Origin of the sequence: Bordetella tumulicola (assembly GCF_965138755.1) — a bacterium.
In the GTDB taxonomy this organism is placed as follows: domain Bacteria; phylum Pseudomonadota; class Gammaproteobacteria; order Burkholderiales; family Burkholderiaceae_B; genus Bordetella_A; species Bordetella_A tumulicola.
Genome location: NZ_CBCSFP010000010.1, coordinates 24,526 through 46,879, shown reverse-complemented (window position 1 = coordinate 46,879; position 22,354 = coordinate 24,526). Strand labels below are relative to the sequence as shown.

The window sequence follows — 22,354 nt, the reverse complement described above, 5'->3', positions numbered from 1 at the left end:
CAGCATGCTACCGTTCGTCTGGCTCTACGTTAGTGCGTGTTTTCCCGTGGGTGGGGGACTTTCGCAACATATTGCAGTGCAAAAAACAGGCCCGATTCTAATGACTGAAAAGGGTCGAATGATCTGCCTGTTTCTCTGGAAAATCGGGGGATTTGATGCGTTGCATCATTTCGATGCCAAGCGGTGTTGAATAATTTTGTAACTCGACCAAATTTTGTTCATGCGGCGATATTGGGGGAATTCGCTCGGGGATATCCCTGAGAAGGTAAAATCTCCGTTTTGCTCCTTTTCACCTACCAAACGGCGCCCGCATCGTGTCTCTCGTCCAGCATTTGCCCGGTTCTTCAGTTCTTTCCGCCTTTCGTCGCGAGCGTTTGCTGGCACAACTGCAAGAGGCCGGCCTGCCCATCGCGGACGTCAGCGCCCGCTACGAGCACTTCATTTGCACGGATGCCGAGTTGGATGACGGCCAACAGCAGCAATTGACCCAACTGCTGGACTACGGCGTCGCCGCTGCCGACGCGCCTGCCAAGAGCCTCGCGTTGCTGGTGATTCCGCGTCTGGGCACGATTTCTCCCTGGGCCAGCAAGGCCACGGACATTGCCCACAACTGCGGGTTGGCCTCGGTGCGTCGTGTTGAACGCGGGGTGCGCTATTTTCTGGTGCCCGAGCGCGGGCTGCTGGGGGCGAAGTCACTGGACGACGCCATGCTGGCGCGTGCGGCCGATTGCCTGCATGACCGCATGACCGAAACCGTGGTTGGTTCGGAGTTCGATGGGCAAGCCTTGTTCCAGGTGCTTGCGGGCAAACCCATGCGCACGGTAGCCGTCCTGGCTCAAGGGCGTGATGCCCTGGTCGAGGCCAATACCGCGCTGGGCCTGGCGTTGTCAGAGGACGAGGTCGACTACCTGGCGCAATCGTTTACCAGCCTGGGGCGTGATCCCACCGATGTCGAGTTGATGATGTTCGCCCAGGCCAATAGCGAACATTGCCGCCACAAGATTTTTAACGCGCAGTGGGTGATCGACGGTCAGCCGCAATCGGAAACCCTGTTCGGCATGATTCGTGCCACGCACAAAGCACAGCCGCAAGGCACCGTGGTCGCGTATTCCGACAACGCCGCCGTCATGGAAGGCGGAGCGGCGCAGCGCTTTCAAGCAGGGGTGCCGCTGGCCGACGGTCAGGGAGGCGATGCCGCGCGCTACGTACGCCGCGATGCCACCGTGCATACCTTGATGAAGGTCGAGACGCATAACCACCCTACGGCGATTGCGCCATTCCCGGGGGCCGCCACGGGTGCGGGCGGTGAAATCCGCGACGAGGGCGCGACCGGCCGCGGCTCCAAGCCCAAGGCCGGCCTCACGGGCTTCACCGTGTCGCACTTGCGTTTTCCCGATGCCTTGCAACCCTGGGAAAGCGATCATCATGGCTTGCCCGATCGCATCGCCTCGCCCTTGTCCATCATGATCGACGGGCCGATCGGTGGTGCGGCATTTAATAACGAATTCGGTCGACCGAACCTGCTGGGCTATTTCCGTACCTACGAGCAAACGGCGGGCGATACGCGCTGGGGCTATCACAAGCCCATCATGATCGCGGGCGGATTGGGCAGCATCGATGCCGAGTTGACCCACAAAGAAATCATTCCCCCGGGGGCTTTGCTGATCCAGTTAGGTGGCCCGGGCTTTCGTATTGGCATGGGGGGAGGGGCGGCCTCCAGCATCAGCATGGGCAGCAACGCCGCCGAACTCGATTTCAACTCGGTGCAGCGTGGCAACCCCGAAATCGAACGCCGTGCCCAAGAGGTCATCGACCGTTGCTGGCAGCAGGGCACCGACAACCCCATCCTGGCGATCCACGACGTGGGCGCGGGTGGCTTGTCCAACGCATTCCCCGAGTTGGTCAACGACGCCGGCCGTGGCGCCGTGTTTGACCTCAAACGCGTGCCGCTCGAGGAGTCCGGTCTGTCACCAGCCGAGATCTGGAGCAACGAATCGCAAGAGCGCTACGTGCTGTCGATCTTGCCCCAGGACCTGGAGCGCTTTGACGCGATCGCGCGTCGCGAGCGTTGTCCTTATGCTGTCGTGGGCGTGGCGACCGAAGAGCGCCAACTGCGCGTGGTTGACGGCGAGGGCCTGCCGGGCCTGGATACCCCGGTCGCGGCGGACGACGCCAGCGCACGTCCTGTCGATGTGCCGATCGATGTCATTTTAGGTAAGCCGCCGCGCATGACGCGCGACGTGCAGCGCATGCCGGGTGTATCAGAGCCCCTGGATTTAGTGGGCATTGATCTGACCGAGGCGGCATACCGCGTGTTGCGTCACCCTACCGTGGCAAACAAGTCGTTCCTGATCACTATTGGTGACCGTACCGTTGGTGGACTGTCCAGCCGCGATCAGATGGTGGGGCCATGGCAAATCCCGGTGGCGGATTGCGCTGTCACACTAGCCGATTACGAGGGTTTCCGTGGCGAGGCGATGGCCATGGGTGAACGCACGCCGCTGGCCGTGCTGAATGCGCCGGCATCGGGCCGCATGGCAGTTGCCGAAGCCCTGACCAACCTGGTGGCCGCCGATGTGGCGCGCCTCGAAGACATCAAACTGTCGGCTAACTGGATGGCGGCCTGCGGGGTGGACGGTCAGGACGCTGCCTTGTTTGATACGGTGTCTGCCGTCAGCGAGCTTTGCCAGGCAACGGGCCTGTCGATTCCGGTCGGTAAAGACTCTTTGTCCATGAAAACCTCCTGGAATCAGGACGGTGAAAATCGTCAGGTCGTGGCACCGGTATCGCTGATCGTGACGGCATTCGCGCCGGTGGGCGATGCCCGGGCCAGCCTGACGCCGCAGTTGCGCGCCGACGTGGGCGACAGCGTCCTGATCGTGATCGATCTGGGCCGTGGTCGTCATCGCATGGGTGGCTCTATCCTGGCACAGGCCTACAACCAGGTCGGCGAGAGCGTGCCGGATATCGACAACCCGCAAGACTTGCGCGCGTTTTTCGTGACCATCCGTACCTTGGCCGAGGCGGGTGTGTTGCTGGCCTATCACGACCGTTCCGATGGAGGTCTGTTTGCCACGCTGTGCGAAATGGCTTTTGCCGGACGTACCGGTATTTCCGTCAACCTCGACATGTTGACCTTCGATGCCAACTCGGCGGATTGGGGCGACTATAAAATCCGTCCCGAGCAGGTCGCCGTGCAGCGTGACGAACTGACGCTCAAGGCGTTGTTTACCGAAGAGGCCGGCGCGGTGATTCAAGTGCCGGCGGCGCAGCGCGACGCGGTTTTGCAGGTGCTGCGCGGCGCGGGCCTCTCGGCGCATTCGCATGTGATCGGTGGTTTGAATGGCTCGGATACTGTCGAGTTTTATCGTGATGGTAAAAAAATCTGGAGTCAACCGCGTGCCGATCTGGGCCGTGCCTGGAGCGATGTGAGTTATCGCATTATGGCGCGCCGCGACAATCCCGCTTGCGCACAGGCAGAGCTCGATACATGGAACGACGTCACCGATCCCGGTTTGTCGCCGCGCGTGACATTCAATCCCCAGGAAGATATCGCCGCGCCGTTCATTGCCACGGGCAAGCGCCCGCGTGTCGCGATCTTGCGTGAGCAGGGCTGCAATAGCCAGGTCGAAATGGCATGGGCCTTTGACACGGCCGGGTTTGATGCTGTCGATGTCCACATGACCGACCTGTTGGCGGGACGCATCGATCTGAGCACCATGCAAGGCCTGGTCGCCGTCGGTGGTTTTAGCTATGGCGACGTGTTGGGGGCAGGAGAAGGCTGGGCGCGCACCATTCGTTTCAACAGCCGCCTGTCAGATCAGTTCGCGGCCTATTTCGCCCGTCCCGATACTTTTGGGCTGGGTGTGTGTAACGGCTGCCAGATGATGGCTGCCCTGGCCCCGATGATCCCTGGCGCCGAGTTCTGGCCGCGCTTTACCCGCAACCAATCGGAAAAGTACGAGGCCCGTTTGTCGCTGGTCGAGCTGGCAAAGTCGCCCTCGATCTTCTTCAAGGACATGGAGGGCACCCGTGTCCCCGTGGCGGTCGCGCACGGCGAAGGCTATGCCGACTACACCAAGCAAGGCGATGCCGGCAAAGTGCTGGTGGCCGCGCGCTTTATCGATCACCACGGCAATGCCACCGAAGCGTACCCCTTTAATCCCAACGGCAGCCCTGATGGGCAAACCTCGGTGACGACGGCCGATGGACGCTTTACCGTGATCATGCCGCACCCCGAACGCGTCACGCGCAACGTGATGATGTCGTGGGCGCCGCCCGAATGGGGCGATGCCGATAGTGGTGGCGCCTATACGCCCTGGATGCGCATGTTCCGCAACGCACGGGTGTGGGTGGGCTGATCCGTACCACCGCCCGCCGAGCCTGATGGCTGCCCGGCGGTGCGGTGGCGATGGCGGCCGTCAACGCTAAATAGAAATGTCCGTCCACACCGGACATTCTCACGTTGCACCAACACCGATGGCGGTTGTCGACTTTGGGCGGCGAGGCATAGAATCAAGGTTTGCTCTTCTTCGTATAGGACCCTGCCATGAATGCCCGCATTCCCGACGACGCTTTGCCGTCCACCCTCGACCCGGATGCCCTGCAGGCGTTTGTGGATCGCCAGTGGGACGATGAAATCATCCCGGCCCTGACGGACTACATCGCTGTGCCGGCCAAAAGCCCGGCTTTTGATGCCGACTGGGAGCAAAACGCATACCTCGAGCGGGTCGTGCGCGATGCGTCGCAGTGGGTCGAGTCACGCAAGGTATCGGGCCTGAAGCTCGAGATCGTGCGCCTGCCGGGCCGTACCCCCGTCATCTTTTTCGATGTGCCCGCCACGCGGGCAGACAACGGCGATACCGTGCTGCTGTATGGCCATCTGGACAAACAACCCGAATTCTCGGGCTGGCGCTCAGATCTGGGTCCCTGGACGCCCAAATACGAGGACGGCAAGCTCTATGGCCGCGGCGGCGCTGATGACGGCTATGCCATCTACGCGTCGATCACCGCCATCATGGCGCTCGATGCGCAGGGTATTCCTCGCCCGCGCTGCGTCGGTATCGTCGAGACCTGTGAAGAATCAGGCAGCTACGATTTGCTGCCCTACGTCGATGCGTTGCGCGACCGGTTGGGCAATGTGGCCCTCGTCCTCTGTCTGGACTCCGGCGCTGGTAACTACGATCAATTGTGGATGACAACCTCGCTACGCGGCATGGTCGCGGGCGCGCTCGAGGTGCAAGTGCTCGACGAAGGCGTGCATTCCGGCGACTCCAGTGGCGTGGTGCCCTCCAGTTTCCGAATTTTGCGTCATCTGCTCGATCGCCTCGAAGACAGTGGCACCGGTCGCCTGTTGCCACAAAGCCTGCATTGCGAAATTCCGACGGACCGCCAAGAACAAGTGCGCGAAACCGCTCGCGTTCTGGGTGACGAGGTCTGGCGCCGTTTCCCCTGGAGCTGTGGTGGCGACGGCAGCTTTGTGTTGCCCATGACCTCCGCGCCCGAAGAGGCTTTGCTCAATCGCACTTGGCGCCCGACCTTGTCAGTGACCGGCGCCGAAGGGCTGCCACCGCTGTCGAGCGCCGGTAACGTGCTGCGTCCGCGCACCTCGTTCAAGCTGTCGTTGCGCCTGCCACCGTTGATCGACGCCGCGGCGGCGTCGGATGAAATCAAGCAGTTGCTAGAGGCAGACTCGCCTTACAACGCCAAGGTCATCTTCAAGGCGGAGCACAGCGCGACCGGCTGGAATGCACCCGCGTCCGAGGCCTGGCTGACGCAAGCCCTGGATGCGGCGTCGCGCCAGTACTATGATGCGCCGTGCGGCTATATCGGGCAGGGTGGCACGATTCCGTTGATGAGCTTGCTGCAAGAGGGTTTTCCCAAAGCGCAGTTCATGGTTTGCGGCGTATTGGGACCGCGCTCCAATGCCCATGGCCCCAACGAGTTTCTGCACGTGCCCTACGGCAAGAGACTGACAGCATCGGTGGCACAAATCATGGCGGCCCTGCCAGTCTGATCAGTGGCTTGCACCTAGACCTATGATTCACACCGACGGCGCTTATCAGCGCATTATCGACGACACGCGTTTATGGGTGGAGCGGGCCGTGATCGGCCTGAACCTCTGTCCGTTTGCCAAGGCCGTACACGTCAAGAACCAGATTCGCTACGCCGTCAGCGATGCAACCGACGCCGAGGGTGTTCTGACCGATCTGGAAAGCGAGCTGCTATTGATCTCGCAGGCCGATCCGAACCAGATCGATACCACCTTGCTGGTGTTGCCGGATGCGTTGGGCGATTTTTATGAGTTCAACGATTTTGAGGACAATACCGAGCGCCTGCTCAAACGCATGCGTCTGGTAGGCGATCTGCAGGTGGCCACGTTCCACCCGGATTTTCAGTTTGCCGATACGGAGCCCGACGATATCGAAAACTGTACCAACCGTTCGCCGCATCCGATCTTGCATCTCTTGCGCGAAGACAGCATCGATCGCGCGGTCGAAGCGTTCTCGGATGCCTCAGAAATCTACGAAAAGAACATCAGTACGCTACAGCGCCTGGGATGGGACGGCTGGTGCAAACTGATGGCGGGATAGCCAATGCAAATGGCCGGGATCAATCCCGGCCATTTGCATTGATGGTGCACGCCCAAGGGCCGCTTAGTGCGGCCGTTTCGCAAAGCGCGCGGCCAGGACCGCACACACCATCAATTGAATCTGATGGAACAACATCAGCGGCAGCACAATCGCGCCGACCGCCTGGCCCGCAAAGATCACCTGCGCCATGGGAATACCCGTGGCGAGACTTTTCTTCGAGCCGCCAAACAGCAGCGTGATGCGATCCGCAATATCGAATTTGAAAACCTTGCCCAGGATGACGCAGCCCAACAGCGCCAGCGCCAGCAAGACAGCGCAGCACACCACCAGCCCGATCAGCGCCGGGATAGGCGTATTGCGCCATAGCCCTTCGTTCACCGCCTCGGAGAAGGCCGTGTACACGACCAGGAGGATCGACCCCTGATCGACAAACTTCAGGACTGACTTGCGTTTGTGTACCCAGGCACCGACCCAGCGGCGCATGATCTGGCCCAGCACAAACGGCAGTAGCAACTGCAGCATGATCTTGCCGACGGCGTCAAAAGACATCGATACATTCGCGCTGGCGACCACAACCGTTCCCGCTAGCAGCGGCGTCAGGAAAATACCCAACAAGCTCGACGCCGACGCACTGCAAACCGCCGCAGGCACATTACCGCGCGCCATGGACGTGAATGCGATCGCCGATTGCACGGTCGCGGGCAGGCAGCACAAAAACAAGATGCCGGTATAAAGCTCGGGCGTGACCAGCGGCTCTAGCACGGGCTTGAGCGCGACCCCAAGAACGGGGAACATGATGAACGTGGCGGAGAAAACCGTCAGATGTAGGCGCCAGTGCAGGGCGCCGGCAATGATCGCCTCACGCGACAGACGTGCACCGTGCAGGAAAAACAGCAGCGCAATGGCTAAGTTGGTGATCCAGTCAAACGCCACCAGGCCCTGACCATGGGCAGGCACCAAGCTGGCGATAATGACGGTGGTGACAAGAAGGAGGGTAAAACGGTCGGGCAGAAAGCGCGTGTAGCGTGACATGGAAGGGGCTGCAGAACGATCACGGCCGTAGCGGCCAAAGTCCGCTATTGTAGACCGCTACGACTGCCGCCCCGTTCAGCTTCCAGTAGGGTAGCGTTGAGCGGGCTACTCGATCTTGATTCCAGCACGATCAATGACGCCAGTCCATTTCGGTACTTCGGCGGCGACCAGGGTCTTGAACTGTGCCGGGGAACTGGCCACGATTTCAACTCCTTGTTTGCTGAATTTCTCGACCACGTCTTTTTCCTGCAGCATCCCCACCATGCCCGCGTTTATTTTCTTGATGACGTCGACAGGGGTACCCGCCGGGGCTTGCATGCCAAACCACACCGTCACCTCATACCCTGGTACGCCCGCTTCGACCACGGTTGGAATATTCGGCAACAGGGGAGCACGCTTGGCGCCGGTGGCGGCGAGTCCGGTGAGTTTGCCTGCCATGAGGTTGGGATAGACGTTGGGCAGATTGTCGAACAGGACATCGATGTCGCCCGCAAGAAGCGCCGTGACAGCGGGAGCGCTGCCTTTATAGGGGATGTGAGTCATCTTGGTTCCGGTCAACTCCAGAAACAGCTCCATCGATAGATGGTTCGACGAGCCCGAACCCGTCGAGCCATAGTTGACCTTGCCTGGATTGGCTTTCGCGTAAGCAATAAGCTCTTTGACGCTCTTGAACCGCGAGTCGGCACGCACCGTAAGAATATTCTGCGTGCTGCCTGCCCAGATGACTGGCTCAAAATCTTTGAGCGCATCGTAGGGCATCTTGCTTCGGTACAACCCCGGCAGGGCCGAGAACGGCAGTGGCGTGATCAGCAAGGTGTAGCCGTCGGGTTCTGACTGCGCCACCAGCGTGTTGCCGATCAAGGTGTTGCCGCCCGGCTTGTTCTCGACCACCACGGATTGTTTCCAGGTTTTGGTCAGGTATTCACTGGCTGTTCTGGCGAGCGTGTCATTGAAGCCGCCGGGCGGGTACGGGACGACGATCCGGACAGGCTTGCCTGGATAGGTTTCTGCCGCATTGGCAACAAGCGGGCCGACCGATGCCAGCGCGAGACTTAAGCCGCCTATTAGCGAGATCAGCTTATGGATATTCATTATTGTCTCCTCGACCCAGAGGGTCTTGTGTTTTATTGATCTAGAACTTCACGACATATCCTGGTCCATCGACCGCCGGGAATTTATCGAATATGGATTCGTCCACTTCTATCCCCAGACCGGGGCCGGAGGGCGGCTCCACGCAACCATCTGCGCCGATCGCGAACGTTGAGCCAAACATGTCCCGGAACGGATTGAAATGCGAGACGCAGGCTTCGAAATACCCCGCGTTTTCGGTTGCGGCCAGAAAATGCAGCGTTGCCGCGTGATTCAGGCCGGTGGCCGAGCTGTGCGCATTGATCGGTATACGGAAGGCGGACGCCATGGCGGCGATACGTACGGCCTCTGTGATACCGCCTGTCTTCGAGAGATCCGGTTGCCAGACTTGTACGGCCCCCGCTTCGAGCATCTGGGCGAACTCGAACCGCATGAAGTGATTCTCGCCTGCTGCTAGAGGGACAATCGGCGTGATCTTGGCCGCCTCGCGATAGGATGCGAAGTCATTGCATGCGAAAGGCTCTTCTAGCCAGCCTGCCTGGATGTCCGCCAGCACGGGCAGCACGCGGCGTGCCTGGGCAATGGTGTAGGCCGTGTTCGCATCGGTCATGATATCGATGTCGTCGCCCACTATTTTGCGTACATGCAGGCAGCGTGCGATGTCGTCTTTGGTCGTGTCACCGATACGCAGTTTGATCGCGCGATAGCCCTGCTCGATGTATGACTGTGCTTCCTCTGCGAGCGCCTGCGGCGCTTGGTATCCCATGGAAATGCCGCCCGCATAGGCCGGCAGGCGTTTGCGCGAGCCGCCCAGTAATTCATAGAGCGGCATGTTGGCCGCTTTGCCGCGGATATCCCACAAAGCCATGTCGATGCCGGACAGCGCCAAGGCGGTGCCAGCCCCGAGGCCGTGACTCGAAAATTGCATGCGATGCACGCGCTGCCAGGCCCCCACGACGTCCGTGGCAGGCATGCCGACGAGCAGCGGCGACAGCGTATTGTGAATGAGGCTGACTATCGCGCCGGGACTACGGCCAGGATGTGATTCGCCGTAACCCACGATGCCTTCGGAAGTCTCCACGCGCACGATGATGGCATCGCGTTTTAACGTGCTGCCCACCCCCATGGTCACGGTTTTGCCTTCGGGCAGACGGTAGGAAATGGGTATCGCGGTGATGCGGGTAATTTTCACGAAATCTCCTTGCGTTCGGCTGTGCCGCTTTTACCCAGGCGATCAATCAGTGCGGCCACAGGCGATTGCCCGTGGCCGTCCTGGGCGGCATGTTCATAGAGCTGCCTGGTGGCCAAAGCCAGTTCGTCACGCGCGCCTTGCTCTTGGGCCATGGTGCAGTAGTAGCCCATGTCCTTCAATGCATTGGACATTGAGAACAGGAATCCCGAGGGATCTTCGGATTCGATATAGGGGCGCAGTCGATTCAGCACGACGCCACCACCGCCACCCGCGGCCAAGATGTCGCAGAATGTCGTCGGTTCTGTCCCGGCCTGGCGCGCGCATGCGGCGGCTTCAGCCAAGACAGCCGAGAATCCAAGCGACACATAGTTATGCAGCAACTTCATCTGATGGCCGCAACCCACGCCGCCCGCGTAGGCAATATTCTCGGCGTAGCTTTGGAGCACCGGCAAGCACTGCTCGTACACTTGCCTGTCGCCACCCACGATCAAATTCAGACGGCCCTCCGCGGCTTCCTTTGGGGTGCGCGTCATCGGGGCATCCAGGAAATACCCGCCCGCATCCTGCACGGCTTTGGCAATCTTGCGAGTCGAAGAGGGGATCGCAGTGGAACAGTCGATGATGGTGGTGCCGCGCTTCAGGCCTTGCAGCACGCCATTTTGCTGGAAGAGAACTTCTTCCACTTGGGGGGATCCGGTGATGCACAGAATTAATATATCGACCTGCGCGGTTAGCTCGGCAGCCTGCTGGCAGATGTTTGCCCCGCTCGCGAGCAGCGGATCCAAAGGCTGGTTGCCCGGGTGGGCCAGCACGGTCAACGGAAAGCCGTTGCGCAACAGGCTGGCGCCAATCCCCGATCCCATCATCCCGGCGCCAATCAGGCCAATATGCGGCTTTTTTTCTGTCATAGAAATTGCTCCTGGAAGGTGTGCGGTTTGTCCTAGGCGTTGCCCAGGCCGCCGGCGCAGATGTATTTGATCTCGACGTAATCGTCCACGCCGTATTTCGATCCTTCGCGACCCATGCCGGATTCCTTGACCCCGCCGAACGGCGCCAACTCGGTCGAGATGATGCCCTCATTGAGCCCCACGATGCCCGTCTCGAGCGCCTCTGCGACGCGCCACGCGCGACGGTAATCCGACGTGTAGAAATAGGCGGCCAGCCCAAACGGCGTATCGTTTGCAAGCTCGATGACTTCCTGCTCCGTGCTGAACCGTATCAGCGGCGCCACGGGCCCGAATGTTTCCTCCTGCATCAGCTTTGCTTGCCGGGACACATTGACGAGAATGGAGGGTTCGTAAAACAAGCCGCCGAGTTCATGTGCACGACCGCCAATCAGCGTGCTGGCTCCGCCAGACACTGCGTCGTCCACGTGCTCCTGCACCTTGTCGACGGCCGCTTGGTCGATCAGTGGCCCGAGATCGATTTCGTCGCTCAGGCCATCCCCCACTCGCAAGGACAGGACGGCCTGCTTCAGGCGCTCGGCGAACGCATCATAGACGCTGTCCTGGACGAAAATTCGGTTTGCGCACACGCAGGTCTGGCCCGCGTTTCGGAACTTTGAGGCCATGGCACCCGCCACGGCCTGGTCGAGATCGGCATCATCGAACACGATGAAAGGCGCATTGCCGCCAAGCTCCATCGATACTTTCTTCATGGTGCCAGCGCACTGTTCCATCAGCAATTTGCCGACGCTGGTCGAACCCGTGAATGAGAGCTTACGCACCAGGGGATTGCTGGTGATTTCCCCGCCTACGGTACTGGATTTTCCTGTCACGACATTCAGCACGCCGGGCGGAATGCCCGCTTCGTGCGCCAATTCGGCAAGCGCAAAGGCAGAGTACGGCGTAGCGGTGGCGGGCTTGATGACAATCGTGCAGCCTGCGGCCAACGCGGCGCCCGCTTTGCGAGTGATCATCGCGTTGGGAAAGTTCCATGGCGTAATCGCGGCCACGACCCCGACAGGCTGCTTGATGACGACAATGCGGCGGTCGGCACTGGCGGCCGGAATGATGTCGCCATAAACGCGTTTTGCTTCTTCCGCAAACCACTCCAGAAAGGAGGCGCCGTAGGCAATCTCACCCCGTGATTCTTTGAGCGGCTTACCTTGTTCCAGGGTCAGCAACTTGGCCAGATCCTCCTGGTGCTCCATGCATAAATCGAACCATCGACGGATCACTTGCGCACGCGTCTTGGCCGCCATCGCGCGCCATGCGGGTAGCGCACGATTTGCTGCCTCGATGGCCTGGCGTACATCGGGTCCGCTGAGCGAGGGTATGGTGCCGAGCACGGATCCATCGGCAGGGTTGGTGACGTCGATGGTCGTCCCGCTGGAAGCATTGATCCATTGGCCATCGATATAGCATTGTTGTCGAAATAGTTCAGGGCGTTTCAGGTTCATCGTGGGGCCTCATGAAAAAGGGGGAGTGCTGCGTGGATTGAGTAAGTTGTCGGGCATGTCGCCCTGGCGGAGGGCATCCAGGCCATTGAGTAATAGCCAGCCCATGGCATCGCGGGTTTCCTGGGTGGCGCTACCCATATGTGGGGACAGGAACACGTTGTCGAGCGTGCGGTAGCGCGGGTCGATGTTGGGTTCATTGGCATAGACATCGAGTCCCGCGGCAAACAGGCGCCCAGTTGATAGTGCGCTGATCAACGCGTCATCGTCCACCAAGTCACCGCGCGATATATTCACCAATACAGCACGCGGGGGCATGAGCGCGATACGCTCAGCATTGATGACGCCTTTCAGTTCAGGGGAGCCGGGTGCGGCGATGACCAGTACATCGGCAATGCGTAGTGCGTCGTCGAGGTCCGCGTGATAGAGGGCGCCGGCGGCCAGTTCCGGCGCAAGCGCGCGACGATTGTGATAGTGAATTTCCATGCCGAAGGCTCGGGCGCGTGCCGCGACTTCTCGACCGATGCGGCCCATGCCGAACACCAGAACCCGTTTTGCTTTCAGGCCAATTCCCAATAATTGGGTGGGAGCCCATCCCGGCCACTGGTTCGTGCGCACCATGCGATCGGCTTCGTATCCACGACGGCATGCATTGAGCATCAACATCATTGCCACTTCTGCGCAGGCATCGCTTAATACGTCCGGCGTGTGCAAGACCCCGATGCCTAATTCGTCCGCCGCGGCCATATCGATGTGGTCGTAGCCCACGGACAGTGTTGCGACGTAGCGCAACGTGGGAGCGAGTCGACGTAGAACGCCTTCGTTGATTTGCTCGGTCGCGCTCGCGAACAGCACTTCGGATCCTTGCGCGCAGTGCACGATCTCGTCAGGGGACAAGATGCCATCGTGCTCGTTGCGACGCAAATCGTACCGATCGTCCATCGCGGCTTCGACATTTTCCGTGAACCGACGGCACAGGTATGCCTTGGGTTTTGTTCCGTTGGCTTCCATCTCGCACCATGCCTCCTGTTTGTTTTTTTGATATTATCAATTCATAGTACCAATTTATCAACAAGATTTCGAACGCCTAGTATTTCCCTAGTCGTCGCGGCCAGATCGCCGGATAAGAGGCTAAGCTTCCAGCCCTGCAAACAGGGATTAAAAGGGACTCGTAGAGTCATGCAAGAGAACAATAAAAACGGTGAAAGGACACTGTCCGACCGGCTTACGGATATGCTCGCTCAGGAGATACGCTGCGGCGCATATCCCGTGAACTCAAGGCTGCCCACTGAAAGATTCATGACGGAGCAGTATGGCGTCAGCCGTACGGTCGTCCGAGAAGTGCTTTCGCGCCTCAAGTCGGCGGGCTTGGTGGACACCCGTCAGGGTAGCGGTACGGTCGTGCTCGACCCCTCGTCCAGCGATTCGTTCCGGCTTGGCCAACCCGACGAAGATCTTGCTCGTGGCGTACTGCGTATCATTGAGCTGCGCCGTGGCCTGGAAGGCGAAATGGCTGCTTTAGCGGCAGAGCGACGCACCCCGCAGGATATGCTGCGCATCAATCGGGCGCTCGCCGACATCGATCGCGCCGTTGAGATGGGAGGGGATGGCGTGGAAGAAGATTTGGCTTTTCATATTGCCATCGCCCGGGCGACCGGGAATCCGCATTACCCGGCGCTGCTTGGCATGCTGACCCGAGCGTTGAAAGATGCCATACGGGTTACGCGCGGCAACGAGGCACGTCAGGCGCAACTGGCTGACGATGTGCGCAACGAACACGAGGCGATACGCGCGGCAATTGAAAACCAGGAAGTCGATGCGGCACGCGCTACGGCGTTTCACCATATGCTGAATACCGCAGGACGCATCCAGAATGTGGATCCGGAATACTGGCAAGGTGCCAGCAGGGCTGCCGCGGGCAGGCTGGCACGCACTCGGCTAGCGGCCGAACTCAGAAACAGAAAATAGGCATTTCATGCAAAGACGATAGTCGCAGCCCGACTTGCCTCGGCTACGGCGTCATTGCCAGCGCTAAATCAAACGCCGCCACGAGCGACGAGTGATCGGCGATACCTTTGCCTGCAATATCGAAAGCCGTGCCATGATCGACACTGGTGCGTATGAACGGCAGGCCCACGGTGACATTCACGCCCTGATCGACGCCCAGATACTTCACGGGAATCAATCCCTGATCGTGATATTGGGCGACGACAATGTCGAACTCACCGCGTCGGGCACGCATGAAAATCGTGTCGCCAGGCCAGGGACCAGAAACCTGCAGCCCTTCGGCGCGAGCTTGTTCGATGGCCGGGGCAATGACGTCCAGGTCTTCGCGTCCAAACTTGCCGTCTTCGCCCGCATGCGGATTCAGCCCTGCGACGGCGATACGCGGTTGGGCAATCCCCATTTGGCGACAGGCGCGATCGGCCAGGCGGATGGCGCGCAGTTCAGCGGGCAGCGTAATCGCACGCGGCACATCGGCCAATGCCATGTGGATGGTCACCAACAACACGCGGAGTTCGTCATTGGCAAGCATCATGGCGAAATCGGTCGTCTGCGAGCGCTCCGCCAAAATCTCCGTATGCCCGGGCTGGTCGATGCCGGCTAAATGCATGGAGTGCTTGTTCAGGGGCGCCGTCACGATTGCCCGAATGTGGCCGGCCTGTGCATCGTCGATCGCGGCACAGAGATAGTCGTAGGCCGCCTGCCCCGCGGCGGCGCTGATGTGCCCCAGCGGGAGATCGGCCGGCAGCGGTGCACTGCGGGCAATCACCTCGATGCGTGCCGGCGTACCGGTGACATGGCTGACATCATCGATCTCGACAATCTCCAGCCGCGCGCCGAGTGTGTTGGCCGCACGCCGCAGCGTGGCGACGTCACCGTAGACGATAGTCGGAGCGCTCAAGCCCTGCGCACAGGCCTTGACGATGATTTCCGGGCCAATGCCGGCAGCATCGCCCATGGTGATGCCGACGGGAAGGAGGGTAGACATAATCATTGCGATTCAGAGAAAAAAACCGCCACCTTGTGTCACGAGGACGCTGGGTGGCGGCATTCTGCCAAGGCAGGAAAAAGATTACAGCACGTCGCCCGCATAGTCGGCCAGGCGCGAGCGCTCGCCACGTTGTAGCGTGACGTGTCCCGCATGAGGCCAACCTTTGAATCGATCCACCACAAACGTCAGGCCGGAGCTGCCTTCGGTCAGGTAGGGGGTATCGATCTGCGCGACGTTACCCAGGCAAACCACCTTGGTGCCCGGACCTGCCCGGGTTACCAGCGTTTTCATTTGCTTGGGCGTCAGGTTTTGGGCCTCGTCGATGATCAGGTACTTGTTCAGGAACGTGCGGCCCCGCATGAAGTTCAGCGATTTGACCTTGATGCGCGAACGGATCAGATCCATCGTGGCCGCGCGGCCCCAGTCGCCACCACCGTCGGCCTCGTTCATGTTGAGCACGTCGAGGTTGTCCTCCAGTGCCCCCATCCAGGGAAGCATTTTTTCTTCCTCGGTGCCGGGCAAAAAACCGATGTCTTCGCCGACCGGTACCGTCACGCGCGTCATGATGATCTCGGTGTAGCGCTTGGTCTCGAGTACCTGGGTAATGCCCGCGGCCAGGGCCAATAGCGTTTTGCCCGTCCCTGCCTGACCCAGCAGTGATACGAAATCACAATCGGGGTTCATCAGAAGGTTCATGGCGAAATTCTGCTCGCGATTTCGCGCAGTGATACCCCACACATTGTTCTTGCCATGTGTGTAGTCTCGCAGCGTGGCAAGCACGGCGGTTTTACCGCTGACCTCGCGGACCTGCGCATACAAGGGTAGTTGGCCCTCGAAGTACACAAACTGGTTGACCATGAACTGCGAGCACAGCGGTCCATGAATGCGATAGAACGTGGTGCCACCTTGTTGCCACGACTCGACGTCCTTGCCGTGCCGGTTCCAGAAGTCATCGGGCAATTGCATCACGCCCGTATACATCAGGTCCGAGTCTTCGAGGACGTGGTCGTTGTAGTAGTCCTCGGCGGCCATGCCCAGGGCGCGGGCCTTCAGGCGCATGTTGATGTCTTTGGACACCAGCACGACCTCGCGTTGGGGGTATTTTTCCTGCAAGGCGCGCACAACACCCAAAATCTGGTTGTCGGCCTTGCCCATGGGCAAATCGGCGGGCAGGGTGCTGTGTATGGCCGTGGTCTGGAATAGAAGCAGACCCGTAGCGTCTTTATTGCCCAGCGCGCTGAGCTCCAGCCCCTTGTCCAATTGCTCCGCATCGTTGACCAGAGCGTCGAGTGAACGACTGACCTGGCGCGCGTTGCGGGCGACTTCCGACATGCCTTTCTTTTGATGATCCAGCTCTTCGAGCGTCATCATCGGCAGGAAAATGTCGTGCTCCTCGAATCGGAACAGCGAACTGGGATCGTGAAGCAGGACGTTGGTGTCCAGGACAAACAGTTTGCGAACGTCGGTCTGCGTGCGCGCTTTGGGTTTGCGGGCCGGCGTCGTGGCCGGCTTGGCGCGGGCGCCGCGCACGTTCGCGGCGGGGGCAAGAGGGGTGATATCGGGTGTTGTCGCCGGCGATTGGGCCTGGGATTTGAGGCCTTCTAGTTCGGGTTGCACCGACTGATCATTGATCGCCTCGACGGGCGCCGATGATGGGGGAGGTGTGGTTTTTTTGCTGCGGGTGCTGGTTCGGGCGGCTTCGCCCGAGGGGAACGTCAGGATAGCTGCGGGTCGGGAGGGCAACTTAGGTAGTGGCATATAGGGTTTTCTCCTGGGGGGCCAGCTCTAGCGCCTGACTAGGATTCCTAGACGGGACTTAACCAATACTGCGGGCGGCTTGCAGGACTTCGTTGGCGTGATTGGGGACTTTTACCCCGCGCCATTCCTGAACGAGCCGACCATAAGCATCAATCAAAAACGTACTGCGTTCGATGCCTCTTACCTGTTTACCGTACATGTTCTTCTGCTTGATGACACCGTACAGATTGCATACCGTCTCGTCCGCATCCGAGATAAGGGGAAAAGGCAATTCTTGCTTGGCCTGGAAATTCTGGTGTGACTTTAGCGAGTCGCGCGAGATTCCCACGACGACCGTGCTTGCGTCGAGAAAGTCGGCATGCAAATCACGGAAATTCTGGCTTTCGGTGGTGCAACCCGGGGTGTTGTCCTTGGGATAGAAATACAGCACGACGGCGCGACCCTGGCATTGCTCCAGGCTGATCGGGCCTATTGTGCTTTCGGCGGTAAAAAGAGGGGCGGGTTTACCGATGAGCGTGGTCATGCGGGCAGATCTCCTTGGGTCGGCAGCAGGGCGACGATGACGCGCCGGCCTTCTGCCATCAGGATGTTATAGGTACGGGCGGCGGCCTGGGTGTCCATGACCTCGACGCCGATGCCGGCCATCAACAGAGGGCGCAAGACTTCCTGGCTCAGCAGTCGTTGCCGGCCCCCGGTGCCCACGATCAGCACTTCGGGCCCGATCCCATGGGCCGGGGAACCGCCTTCGGGTTCGTCCAGAAAGTCCAGGGGGTCGCGCCTGGTCTCGGAGAGCCCGGCAGCCTGTTGTAAGAGAGAGGTGGTGATTTCCGCGGCGGCCTGAACGGGCCATTCGGCGACAGTGCCTTCAGGGCCGAAGGCCACGGCGTGGGAAAATCGCACCTGGTTGACCTCAATGTATCCGTCGCCGTAGGCGGTGACGGTATTCAGGGCCGATGCAGGGTCGGTGTGCAGCTTCAATAAAAACTCCGTCTATCTGCGTCAGATAATAGCGCATCAGACCAAAGGGATGTTGCAGGGTATCAATTGGGAATGGGGACGGAATACACCCATTTGCCGCTTGGGCCCGCTTGCGCTAGATTACTGAGTTTTGCTGCACTGCAAATGTCCGTCACTCCCCGCCCACATCAAGGAATAGTCCCCATGAGGCAATTCTCCCGCATCGAGCGTCTGCCCCCGTACGTGTTCAACATTACCGGCGAGCTCAAGATGGCCGCCAGGCGCCGGGGCGAGGACATCATCGACATGTCCATGGGTAATCCCGACGGCCCGACGCCCAAGCACATCGTCGACAAGCTGGTCGAGGNCGCGCNGCGGCCCNNCNCCCATGGCTACTCGGTGTCCAAGGGTATCCCGCGTCTGCGCAAAGCGATTTGTGACTGGTATCAGCGCCGTTATGACGTCGAATTCGATCCCGACAGCGAGGCGATCGTCACGATCGGATCCAAAGAGGGCCTGGCCCACCTGATGCTGGCCACCCTGGATCGTGGCGATACTGTGCTGGTACCCAACCCCAGCTATCCTATCCATATCTATGGCGCGGTGATCGCCGGCGCCAATATTCGTTCGGTACGTATGACGCCGGGCGTGGACTTCTTCGAAGAGCTCGAACGCGCCGTTCGCGAGTCGATCCCCAAGCCCAAGATGATGGTGCTGGGGTTCCCCAGCAATCCCACCGCGCAGTGCGTGGATCTGTCGTTCTTTGAACGCGTGGTTGCACTCGCCAAAGAACACGACATCCTGGTGGTGCACGATCTGGCCTACGCGGATATCTGTTTTGACGGCTATGTGGCGCCGTCCATCATGCAGGTGCCGGGTGCGCGCGATGTAGCGGTCGAGTTTTTCACCATGAGCAAAAGCTACAATATGGCTGGCTGGCGCATTGGCTACATGGTGGGCAATCGCGAGCTGGTCAATGCCCTGGCACGTATCAAGAGCTATCACGACTACGGCACGTTCACGCCCATCCAGGTCGCGTCCATTGCCGCGCTCGATGGCCCTCAAGAGTGCGTCAACGAGGTCGTCGAGCAGTACCGCAGCCGCCGTGATGTGCTCGCGCGCGGTTTGCACGAGGCTGGCTGGAATGTCGAAATTCCCAAGGCATCCATGTACATCTGGGCACAGATTCCCGAGCCGTATCGGGCCATGGGGTCGCTGGAGTTCGCCAAGCGTGTACTGTCGGAAGCCAAGGTCGCGGTATCGCCCGGTATCGGGTTTGGCGAGTACGGCGACGAGTACGTGCGTTTTGCCCTGATCGAAAACGAACAACGTACGCGTCAGGCCGTGCGCGGTATCAAAGAGATGTTCCGCAAGGACGGCCTGTTGAAATGACCCTGTTTCTTGTCGATTTACGCGCGATGGGCAGGGCATCGCACTCTGGAAATCTGAAATGAAAATCGCTGCAAGTACCCAGCCCGTCTCGGGGGCAGTTCAGCCGAGCACCGACCTGAAACCCATCAAGATTGGTCTCTTGGGCCTAGGCGTCGTGGGCGGTGGCACCTGGAGCGTGCTGACCCGTAATGCCGAAGAAATCGCGCGTCGCGCGGGCCGGCGCATTGAGATCAGCCGCATCGCCGTGCGTGACGTCGCCAAGGCGCGCAGTCGCATTGGCGAGAGCCTGCCGGTGGATACCGATGTACACGCCCTGGTGCGCGACCCCAATGTCGATATCGTGGTCGAACTCATTGGCGGCGACACGCTCGCACGCGAGCTGGTGCTCGAGGCCATTGCAAACGGCAAGCATGTCGTCACCGCCAACAAGGCCCTGTTGGCCAAACATGGCAACGAGATTTTTGCAGCCGCCTCCGCACAAGGCGTGATGGTGACGTTCGAGGCCGCAGTCGCGGGCGGCGTCCCCATCATCAAGGCCATTCGCGAGGGCCTGACGGCCAATCGCATCGAGTGGCTGGCCGGCATCATCAACGGCACGACCAATTTCATCCTGTCCGAAATGCGGTCGCGCGGGTTGCCCTTTGCCGAGGTGTTGGCCGAAGCCCAACGTCTGGGCTACGCCGAGGCCGACCCCACTTTCGACGTCGAAGGTGTGGACGCTGCACACAAACTTACGTTGTTGGCGTCGTTGGCCTTTGGCATACCGGTTCAGTTCGACAAGGCCTATATCGAGGGCATTTCAACGCTTGCCCAAGAAGACATCGCTCATGCCGAGCGTCTGGGCTACCGCATCAAGCTGCTGGGTATCACCCGGCGTCGTGCCGACGGCATCGAGTTGCGCGTGCATCCCGCCCTGGTGCCTGCCGAGCGTTTGCTGGCCAATGTCGAAGGCGCCATGAATGCGGTCCTGGTGCATGGCGACGCAGTGGGCCCAACGCTCTATTACGGTCAAGGCGCGGGCGAAGAGCCCACCGCATCGGCTGTGGTGGCGGACTTGGTCGATGTGACGCGCCTGCATACGGCGGATCCCGGCAATCGCGTGCCGCACCTGGCCTTCCAGCCCGATGCGCTGTCCGACATGGCTATTTTGCCGATCGATCAGATCAGCACGTCTTACTACTTGCGCCTGCGTGTCGATGATCAGCCCGGTGTGCTGGCCGATATCGCCCGCGTTTTGTCAGAACGCGGCATCTCCATCGGATCCATGATTCAACAGCCTTCGCATATTGGCGGCGCCGAGATTATTTTCCTGACGCATCAAGCCATGGAGGGCAATATTGATCACGCCATCCACACCATCGAACAACTGCCGTTTGTACGTTCCAGCGTGACCCGCTTGCGCGTCGAGAATCTGCTATGAAATACATCTCCACCCGCGGCGGTATGGCGCCGCAGGCGTTTACCGATATTCTCCTCGAAGGCCTGGCGCCGGATGGCGGCTTGGCCATGCCCGAAACCCTGCCGCAAATCACCGCCGAGACGCTCGAGTCGTGGCGCAGCCTGTCGTATGCGGATCTCGCCTTCGAGGTACTGTCCACGTTTGCCACCGATATTCCGGCCGATGACCTGCGTCGCCTGACGCATGCCGCGTATCGCGAGGGCATTTTCAACAGCGCGGAAATCGTGCCGTTGCGACCGCTCGATGGTGGGCTTCAATTGCTAGGACTGTCCGAAGGACCGACGCTGGCCTTCAAAGACATCGCCATGCAGTTCCTGGGCCAAGTGTTCGAATACGTGCTGACGCAACGTGGCGCGACGCTGAACATCCTGGGCGCGACCTCGGGCGACACAGGCTCTGCCGCCGAATACGCCTTACGCGGCAAGCGTGGCGTGTCCGTCTTCATGTTGTCGCCCCACGGTCGCATGAGCGCGTTTCAGCGCGCCCAAATGTATTCCTTGCAAGACGACAACATTCACAACATCGCCGTGCGTGGTGTATTTGACGAAGCGCAAGACATCGTCAAGAACCTGGCGGGTGACCTGGACTTCAAGACCCGATATCGTTTGGGCGCCGTGAACTCCATCAACTGGGCGCGCATTGCTGCCCAAGTGGTGTATTACTTTCACGGCTGGCTACGCGCCACGTCCGGCCCCGGCCAACAAGTTTCCTTCGCCGTACCCTCGGGCAATTTCGGCAACATCCTGTCGGGCTACATCGCCCGCAGCATGGGCTTGCCAGTGCGTCGCCTGGTGCTGGCCACCAACGAAAACAACGTGCTCGAAGAATTCTTCCGTAGCGGTATCTACCGACCGCGCGGCGCAGAGCGCACTTACGCCACCTCCAGTCCCTCCATGGACATCTCGCGCGCATCCAACTTCGAGCGTTTCGTGTTCGATCTGGTCGGCCGTGATTCGCAACGCGTCAAAGCACTGTGGTCCGATCTGGCGCGCGACGGCTTTTTCGATTTATCCGATCTGAAGCCTGCATTCGAAACGCAATACGGTTTTGTGGCGGGCACCAGTACACACGAAGACCGCTTGTCGGTCATCCGCTCCACGCAGGACACCAGCGGCATACTGATCGATCCGCACACCGCCGACGGCGTCAAGGTCGCACGCGAGTTCGTCGAACCAGGCATCCCCATGCTAGTCCTGGAAACTGCCTTGCCGGCCAAGTTCTCCGAGACCATCGAAGCCGCCCTCGGCAAGCCCGTGCCTCCCCCAGCCGCCCTGGCCAACCTCGAATCATTGCCCCAACGCGTCGAAATCATGGATTGCGACGCTCTGTTGGTACGCAACTACATCGAGGCCCATGCCAAAGTGTAACGTGCGTTGCAGGCTATTTATGACACCGCCCTACAGGGTGGTGTCATTACAGTCTTACGCATTTTGGCGACATCCCGTCACGGAATAGGGGTGAACCAGGTTCTACAGTGAACATTCGTACA

17 protein-coding genes and 1 pseudogene are annotated in these 22,354 nt (G+C 60.1%); 8 read left to right on the top strand and 10 right to left on the bottom strand.

The annotated features are described in order from the left end of the window. Nucleotides 1–314: 314 nt before the first annotated feature. The 3 genes from purL to ACNAZS_RS20390 all read left to right on the top strand — a co-directional run bounded on the left by purL (nucleotide 315) and on the right by ACNAZS_RS20390 (nucleotide 6,593). Nucleotides 315–4,361, top strand: a complete 4,047-nt coding sequence (gene purL, locus ACNAZS_RS20400) for a phosphoribosylformylglycinamidine synthase (RefSeq protein WP_415792342.1) — start codon at nucleotides 315–317, stop codon at nucleotides 4,359–4,361. A gap of 188 nt (nucleotides 4,362–4,549) precedes the next feature. Next, on the top strand, nucleotides 4,550–6,016 hold the full coding sequence (locus ACNAZS_RS20395; RefSeq protein WP_415792341.1) for a M20 family metallopeptidase: 1,467 nt from the start codon (nucleotides 4,550–4,552) through the stop codon (nucleotides 6,014–6,016). Between the two features lie 22 nt (nucleotides 6,017–6,038). Next, nucleotides 6,039–6,593 carry a DUF1415 domain-containing protein gene (locus ACNAZS_RS20390; protein ID WP_415792340.1) on the top strand — a complete coding sequence of 185 codons (555 nt, stop codon included), beginning with the start codon at nucleotides 6,039–6,041 and terminating at the stop codon, nucleotides 6,591–6,593. A gap of 63 nt (nucleotides 6,594–6,656) precedes the next feature. On the opposite strand, the gene ACNAZS_RS20385 is transcribed toward ACNAZS_RS20390, so the two are convergent. The 6 genes from ACNAZS_RS20385 to ACNAZS_RS20360 all read right to left on the bottom strand — a co-directional run bounded on the left by ACNAZS_RS20385 (nucleotide 6,657) and on the right by ACNAZS_RS20360 (nucleotide 13,315). After that, nucleotides 6,657–7,625, bottom strand: coding sequence for a bile acid:sodium symporter family protein (locus tag ACNAZS_RS20385; RefSeq protein ID WP_415792339.1), 969 nt, complete (start codon nucleotides 7,623–7,625; stop codon nucleotides 6,657–6,659). Between the two features lie 105 nt (nucleotides 7,626–7,730). Continuing rightward, the gene (locus ACNAZS_RS20380; protein ID WP_415792338.1) at nucleotides 7,731–8,717 is read right to left on the bottom strand and encodes a Bug family tripartite tricarboxylate transporter substrate binding protein; all 987 of its coding nucleotides are present in this window, start codon (nucleotides 8,715–8,717) and stop codon (nucleotides 7,731–7,733) included. Between the two features lie 40 nt (nucleotides 8,718–8,757). Further along, the gene (locus ACNAZS_RS20375; RefSeq protein WP_415792337.1) at nucleotides 8,758–9,906 is read right to left on the bottom strand and encodes a mandelate racemase/muconate lactonizing enzyme family protein; all 1,149 of its coding nucleotides are present in this window, start codon (nucleotides 9,904–9,906) and stop codon (nucleotides 8,758–8,760) included. Further along, nucleotides 9,903–10,814 carry an NAD(P)-dependent oxidoreductase gene (locus ACNAZS_RS20370; protein ID WP_415792336.1) on the bottom strand — a complete coding sequence of 304 codons (912 nt, stop codon included), beginning with the start codon at nucleotides 10,812–10,814 and terminating at the stop codon, nucleotides 9,903–9,905. The genes ACNAZS_RS20375 and ACNAZS_RS20370 overlap by 4 nt, the downstream gene beginning before the upstream one ends. Nucleotides 10,815–10,846: 32 nt before the next feature. Continuing rightward, nucleotides 10,847–12,307, bottom strand: coding sequence for an NAD-dependent succinate-semialdehyde dehydrogenase (locus ACNAZS_RS20365; RefSeq protein ID WP_415792335.1), 1,461 nt, complete (start codon nucleotides 12,305–12,307; stop codon nucleotides 10,847–10,849). A 9-nt stretch (nucleotides 12,308–12,316) separates the two neighbouring features. Continuing rightward, nucleotides 12,317–13,315: a 2-hydroxyacid dehydrogenase gene (locus ACNAZS_RS20360; RefSeq protein ID WP_415792334.1), complete on the bottom strand. Its 999-nt coding sequence runs from the start codon at nucleotides 13,313–13,315 to the stop codon at nucleotides 12,317–12,319. Between the two features lie 168 nt (nucleotides 13,316–13,483). Here ACNAZS_RS20360 and ACNAZS_RS20355 point away from each other — a divergent pair, with 168 nt between their 5' ends. Next, nucleotides 13,484–14,272 (top strand): FadR/GntR family transcriptional regulator, encoded by a 789-nt coding sequence (locus tag ACNAZS_RS20355; RefSeq protein WP_415792333.1) that lies wholly within the window; start codon nucleotides 13,484–13,486, stop codon nucleotides 14,270–14,272. 43 nt (nucleotides 14,273–14,315) lie between these two features. Here the strand turns inward: ACNAZS_RS20355 and pdxA are convergent, their stop codons facing one another. The 4 genes from pdxA to ACNAZS_RS20335 all read right to left on the bottom strand — a co-directional run bounded on the left by pdxA (nucleotide 14,316) and on the right by ACNAZS_RS20335 (nucleotide 18,035). Continuing rightward, entirely contained in the window at nucleotides 14,316–15,296 is a 981-nt protein-coding gene (gene pdxA, locus ACNAZS_RS20350) for a 4-hydroxythreonine-4-phosphate dehydrogenase PdxA (protein WP_415792332.1), read from the bottom strand. An 84-nt stretch (nucleotides 15,297–15,380) separates the two neighbouring features. Continuing rightward, nucleotides 15,381–17,057: a PhoH family protein gene (locus ACNAZS_RS20345; RefSeq protein WP_415792331.1), complete on the bottom strand. Its 1,677-nt coding sequence runs from the start codon at nucleotides 17,055–17,057 to the stop codon at nucleotides 15,381–15,383. Nucleotides 17,058–17,115: 58 nt separating this feature from the next. Beyond that, a complete protein-coding gene (locus ACNAZS_RS20340; RefSeq protein ID WP_415792330.1) occupies nucleotides 17,116–17,580 on the bottom strand; it encodes a peroxiredoxin in 465 nt (154 codons plus the stop codon). After that, nucleotides 17,577–18,035 carry an Mth938-like domain-containing protein gene (locus tag ACNAZS_RS20335; RefSeq protein WP_415792329.1) on the bottom strand — a complete coding sequence of 153 codons (459 nt, stop codon included), beginning with the start codon at nucleotides 18,033–18,035 and terminating at the stop codon, nucleotides 17,577–17,579. Before ACNAZS_RS20335 ends, ACNAZS_RS20340 begins: the two co-directional genes overlap by 4 nt. 183 nt (nucleotides 18,036–18,218) lie before the next feature. On the opposite strand from ACNAZS_RS20335, the pseudogene ACNAZS_RS20330 reads away from it, so the two are divergent. From ACNAZS_RS20330 to thrC, 4 genes and pseudogenes are all read left to right on the top strand, one after another. Then, nucleotides 18,219–18,381 (top strand): annotated as a pseudogene (locus ACNAZS_RS20330) (alanine transaminase); the annotation flags it as partial. Between the two features lie 18 nt (nucleotides 18,382–18,399). Beyond that, on the top strand, nucleotides 18,400–19,406 hold a 1,007-nt coding region (gene alaC / locus ACNAZS_RS20325), incomplete at its 5' end, for an alanine transaminase (protein ID WP_415792328.1). A gap of 115 nt (nucleotides 19,407–19,521) precedes the next feature. Beyond that, on the top strand, nucleotides 19,522–20,826 hold the full coding sequence (locus ACNAZS_RS20320) for a homoserine dehydrogenase (protein WP_415792501.1): 1,305 nt from the start codon (nucleotides 19,522–19,524) through the stop codon (nucleotides 20,824–20,826). Continuing rightward, nucleotides 20,823–22,232: a threonine synthase gene (gene thrC, locus ACNAZS_RS20315; RefSeq protein ID WP_415792327.1), complete on the top strand. Its 1,410-nt coding sequence runs from the start codon at nucleotides 20,823–20,825 to the stop codon at nucleotides 22,230–22,232. Before ACNAZS_RS20320 ends, thrC begins: the two co-directional genes overlap by 4 nt. Nucleotides 22,233–22,354: the final 122 nt, after the last annotated feature.

Bases quoted from the DNA above. Each gene is read 5' to 3' on its own strand.
- ACNAZS_RS20365 (WP_415792335.1), bottom strand. From the start codon at position 12,307: ATGAACCTGAAACGCCCTGAACTATTTCGACAACAATGCTATATCGAT.
- ACNAZS_RS20340 (WP_415792330.1), bottom strand. From the start codon at position 17,580: ATGACCACGCTCATCGGTAAACCCGCCCCTCTTTTTACCGCCGAAAGC.
- ACNAZS_RS20345 (WP_415792331.1), bottom strand. From the start codon at position 17,057: ATGCCACTACCTAAGTTGCCCTCCCGACCCGCAGCTATCCTGACGTTC.
- ACNAZS_RS20390 (WP_415792340.1), top strand. From the start codon at position 6,039: ATGATTCACACCGACGGCGCTTATCAGCGCATTATCGACGACACGCGT.
- thrC (WP_415792327.1), top strand. From the start codon at position 20,823: ATGAAATACATCTCCACCCGCGGCGGTATGGCGCCGCAGGCGTTTACC.
- ACNAZS_RS20395 (WP_415792341.1), top strand. From the start codon at position 4,550: ATGAATGCCCGCATTCCCGACGACGCTTTGCCGTCCACCCTCGACCCG.
- pdxA (WP_415792332.1), bottom strand. From the start codon at position 15,296: ATGTCTACCCTCCTTCCCGTCGGCATCACCATGGGCGATGCTGCCGGC.
- ACNAZS_RS20380 (WP_415792338.1), bottom strand. From the start codon at position 8,717: ATGAATATCCATAAGCTGATCTCGCTAATAGGCGGCTTAAGTCTCGCG.
- ACNAZS_RS20385 (WP_415792339.1), bottom strand. From the start codon at position 7,625: ATGTCACGCTACACGCGCTTTCTGCCCGACCGTTTTACCCTCCTTCTT.
- ACNAZS_RS20355 (WP_415792333.1), top strand. From the start codon at position 13,484: ATGCAAGAGAACAATAAAAACGGTGAAAGGACACTGTCCGACCGGCTT.
- ACNAZS_RS20370 (WP_415792336.1), bottom strand. From the start codon at position 10,814: ATGACAGAAAAAAAGCCGCATATTGGCCTGATTGGCGCCGGGATGATG.
- ACNAZS_RS20360 (WP_415792334.1), bottom strand. From the start codon at position 13,315: ATGGAAGCCAACGGAACAAAACCCAAGGCATACCTGTGCCGTCGGTTC.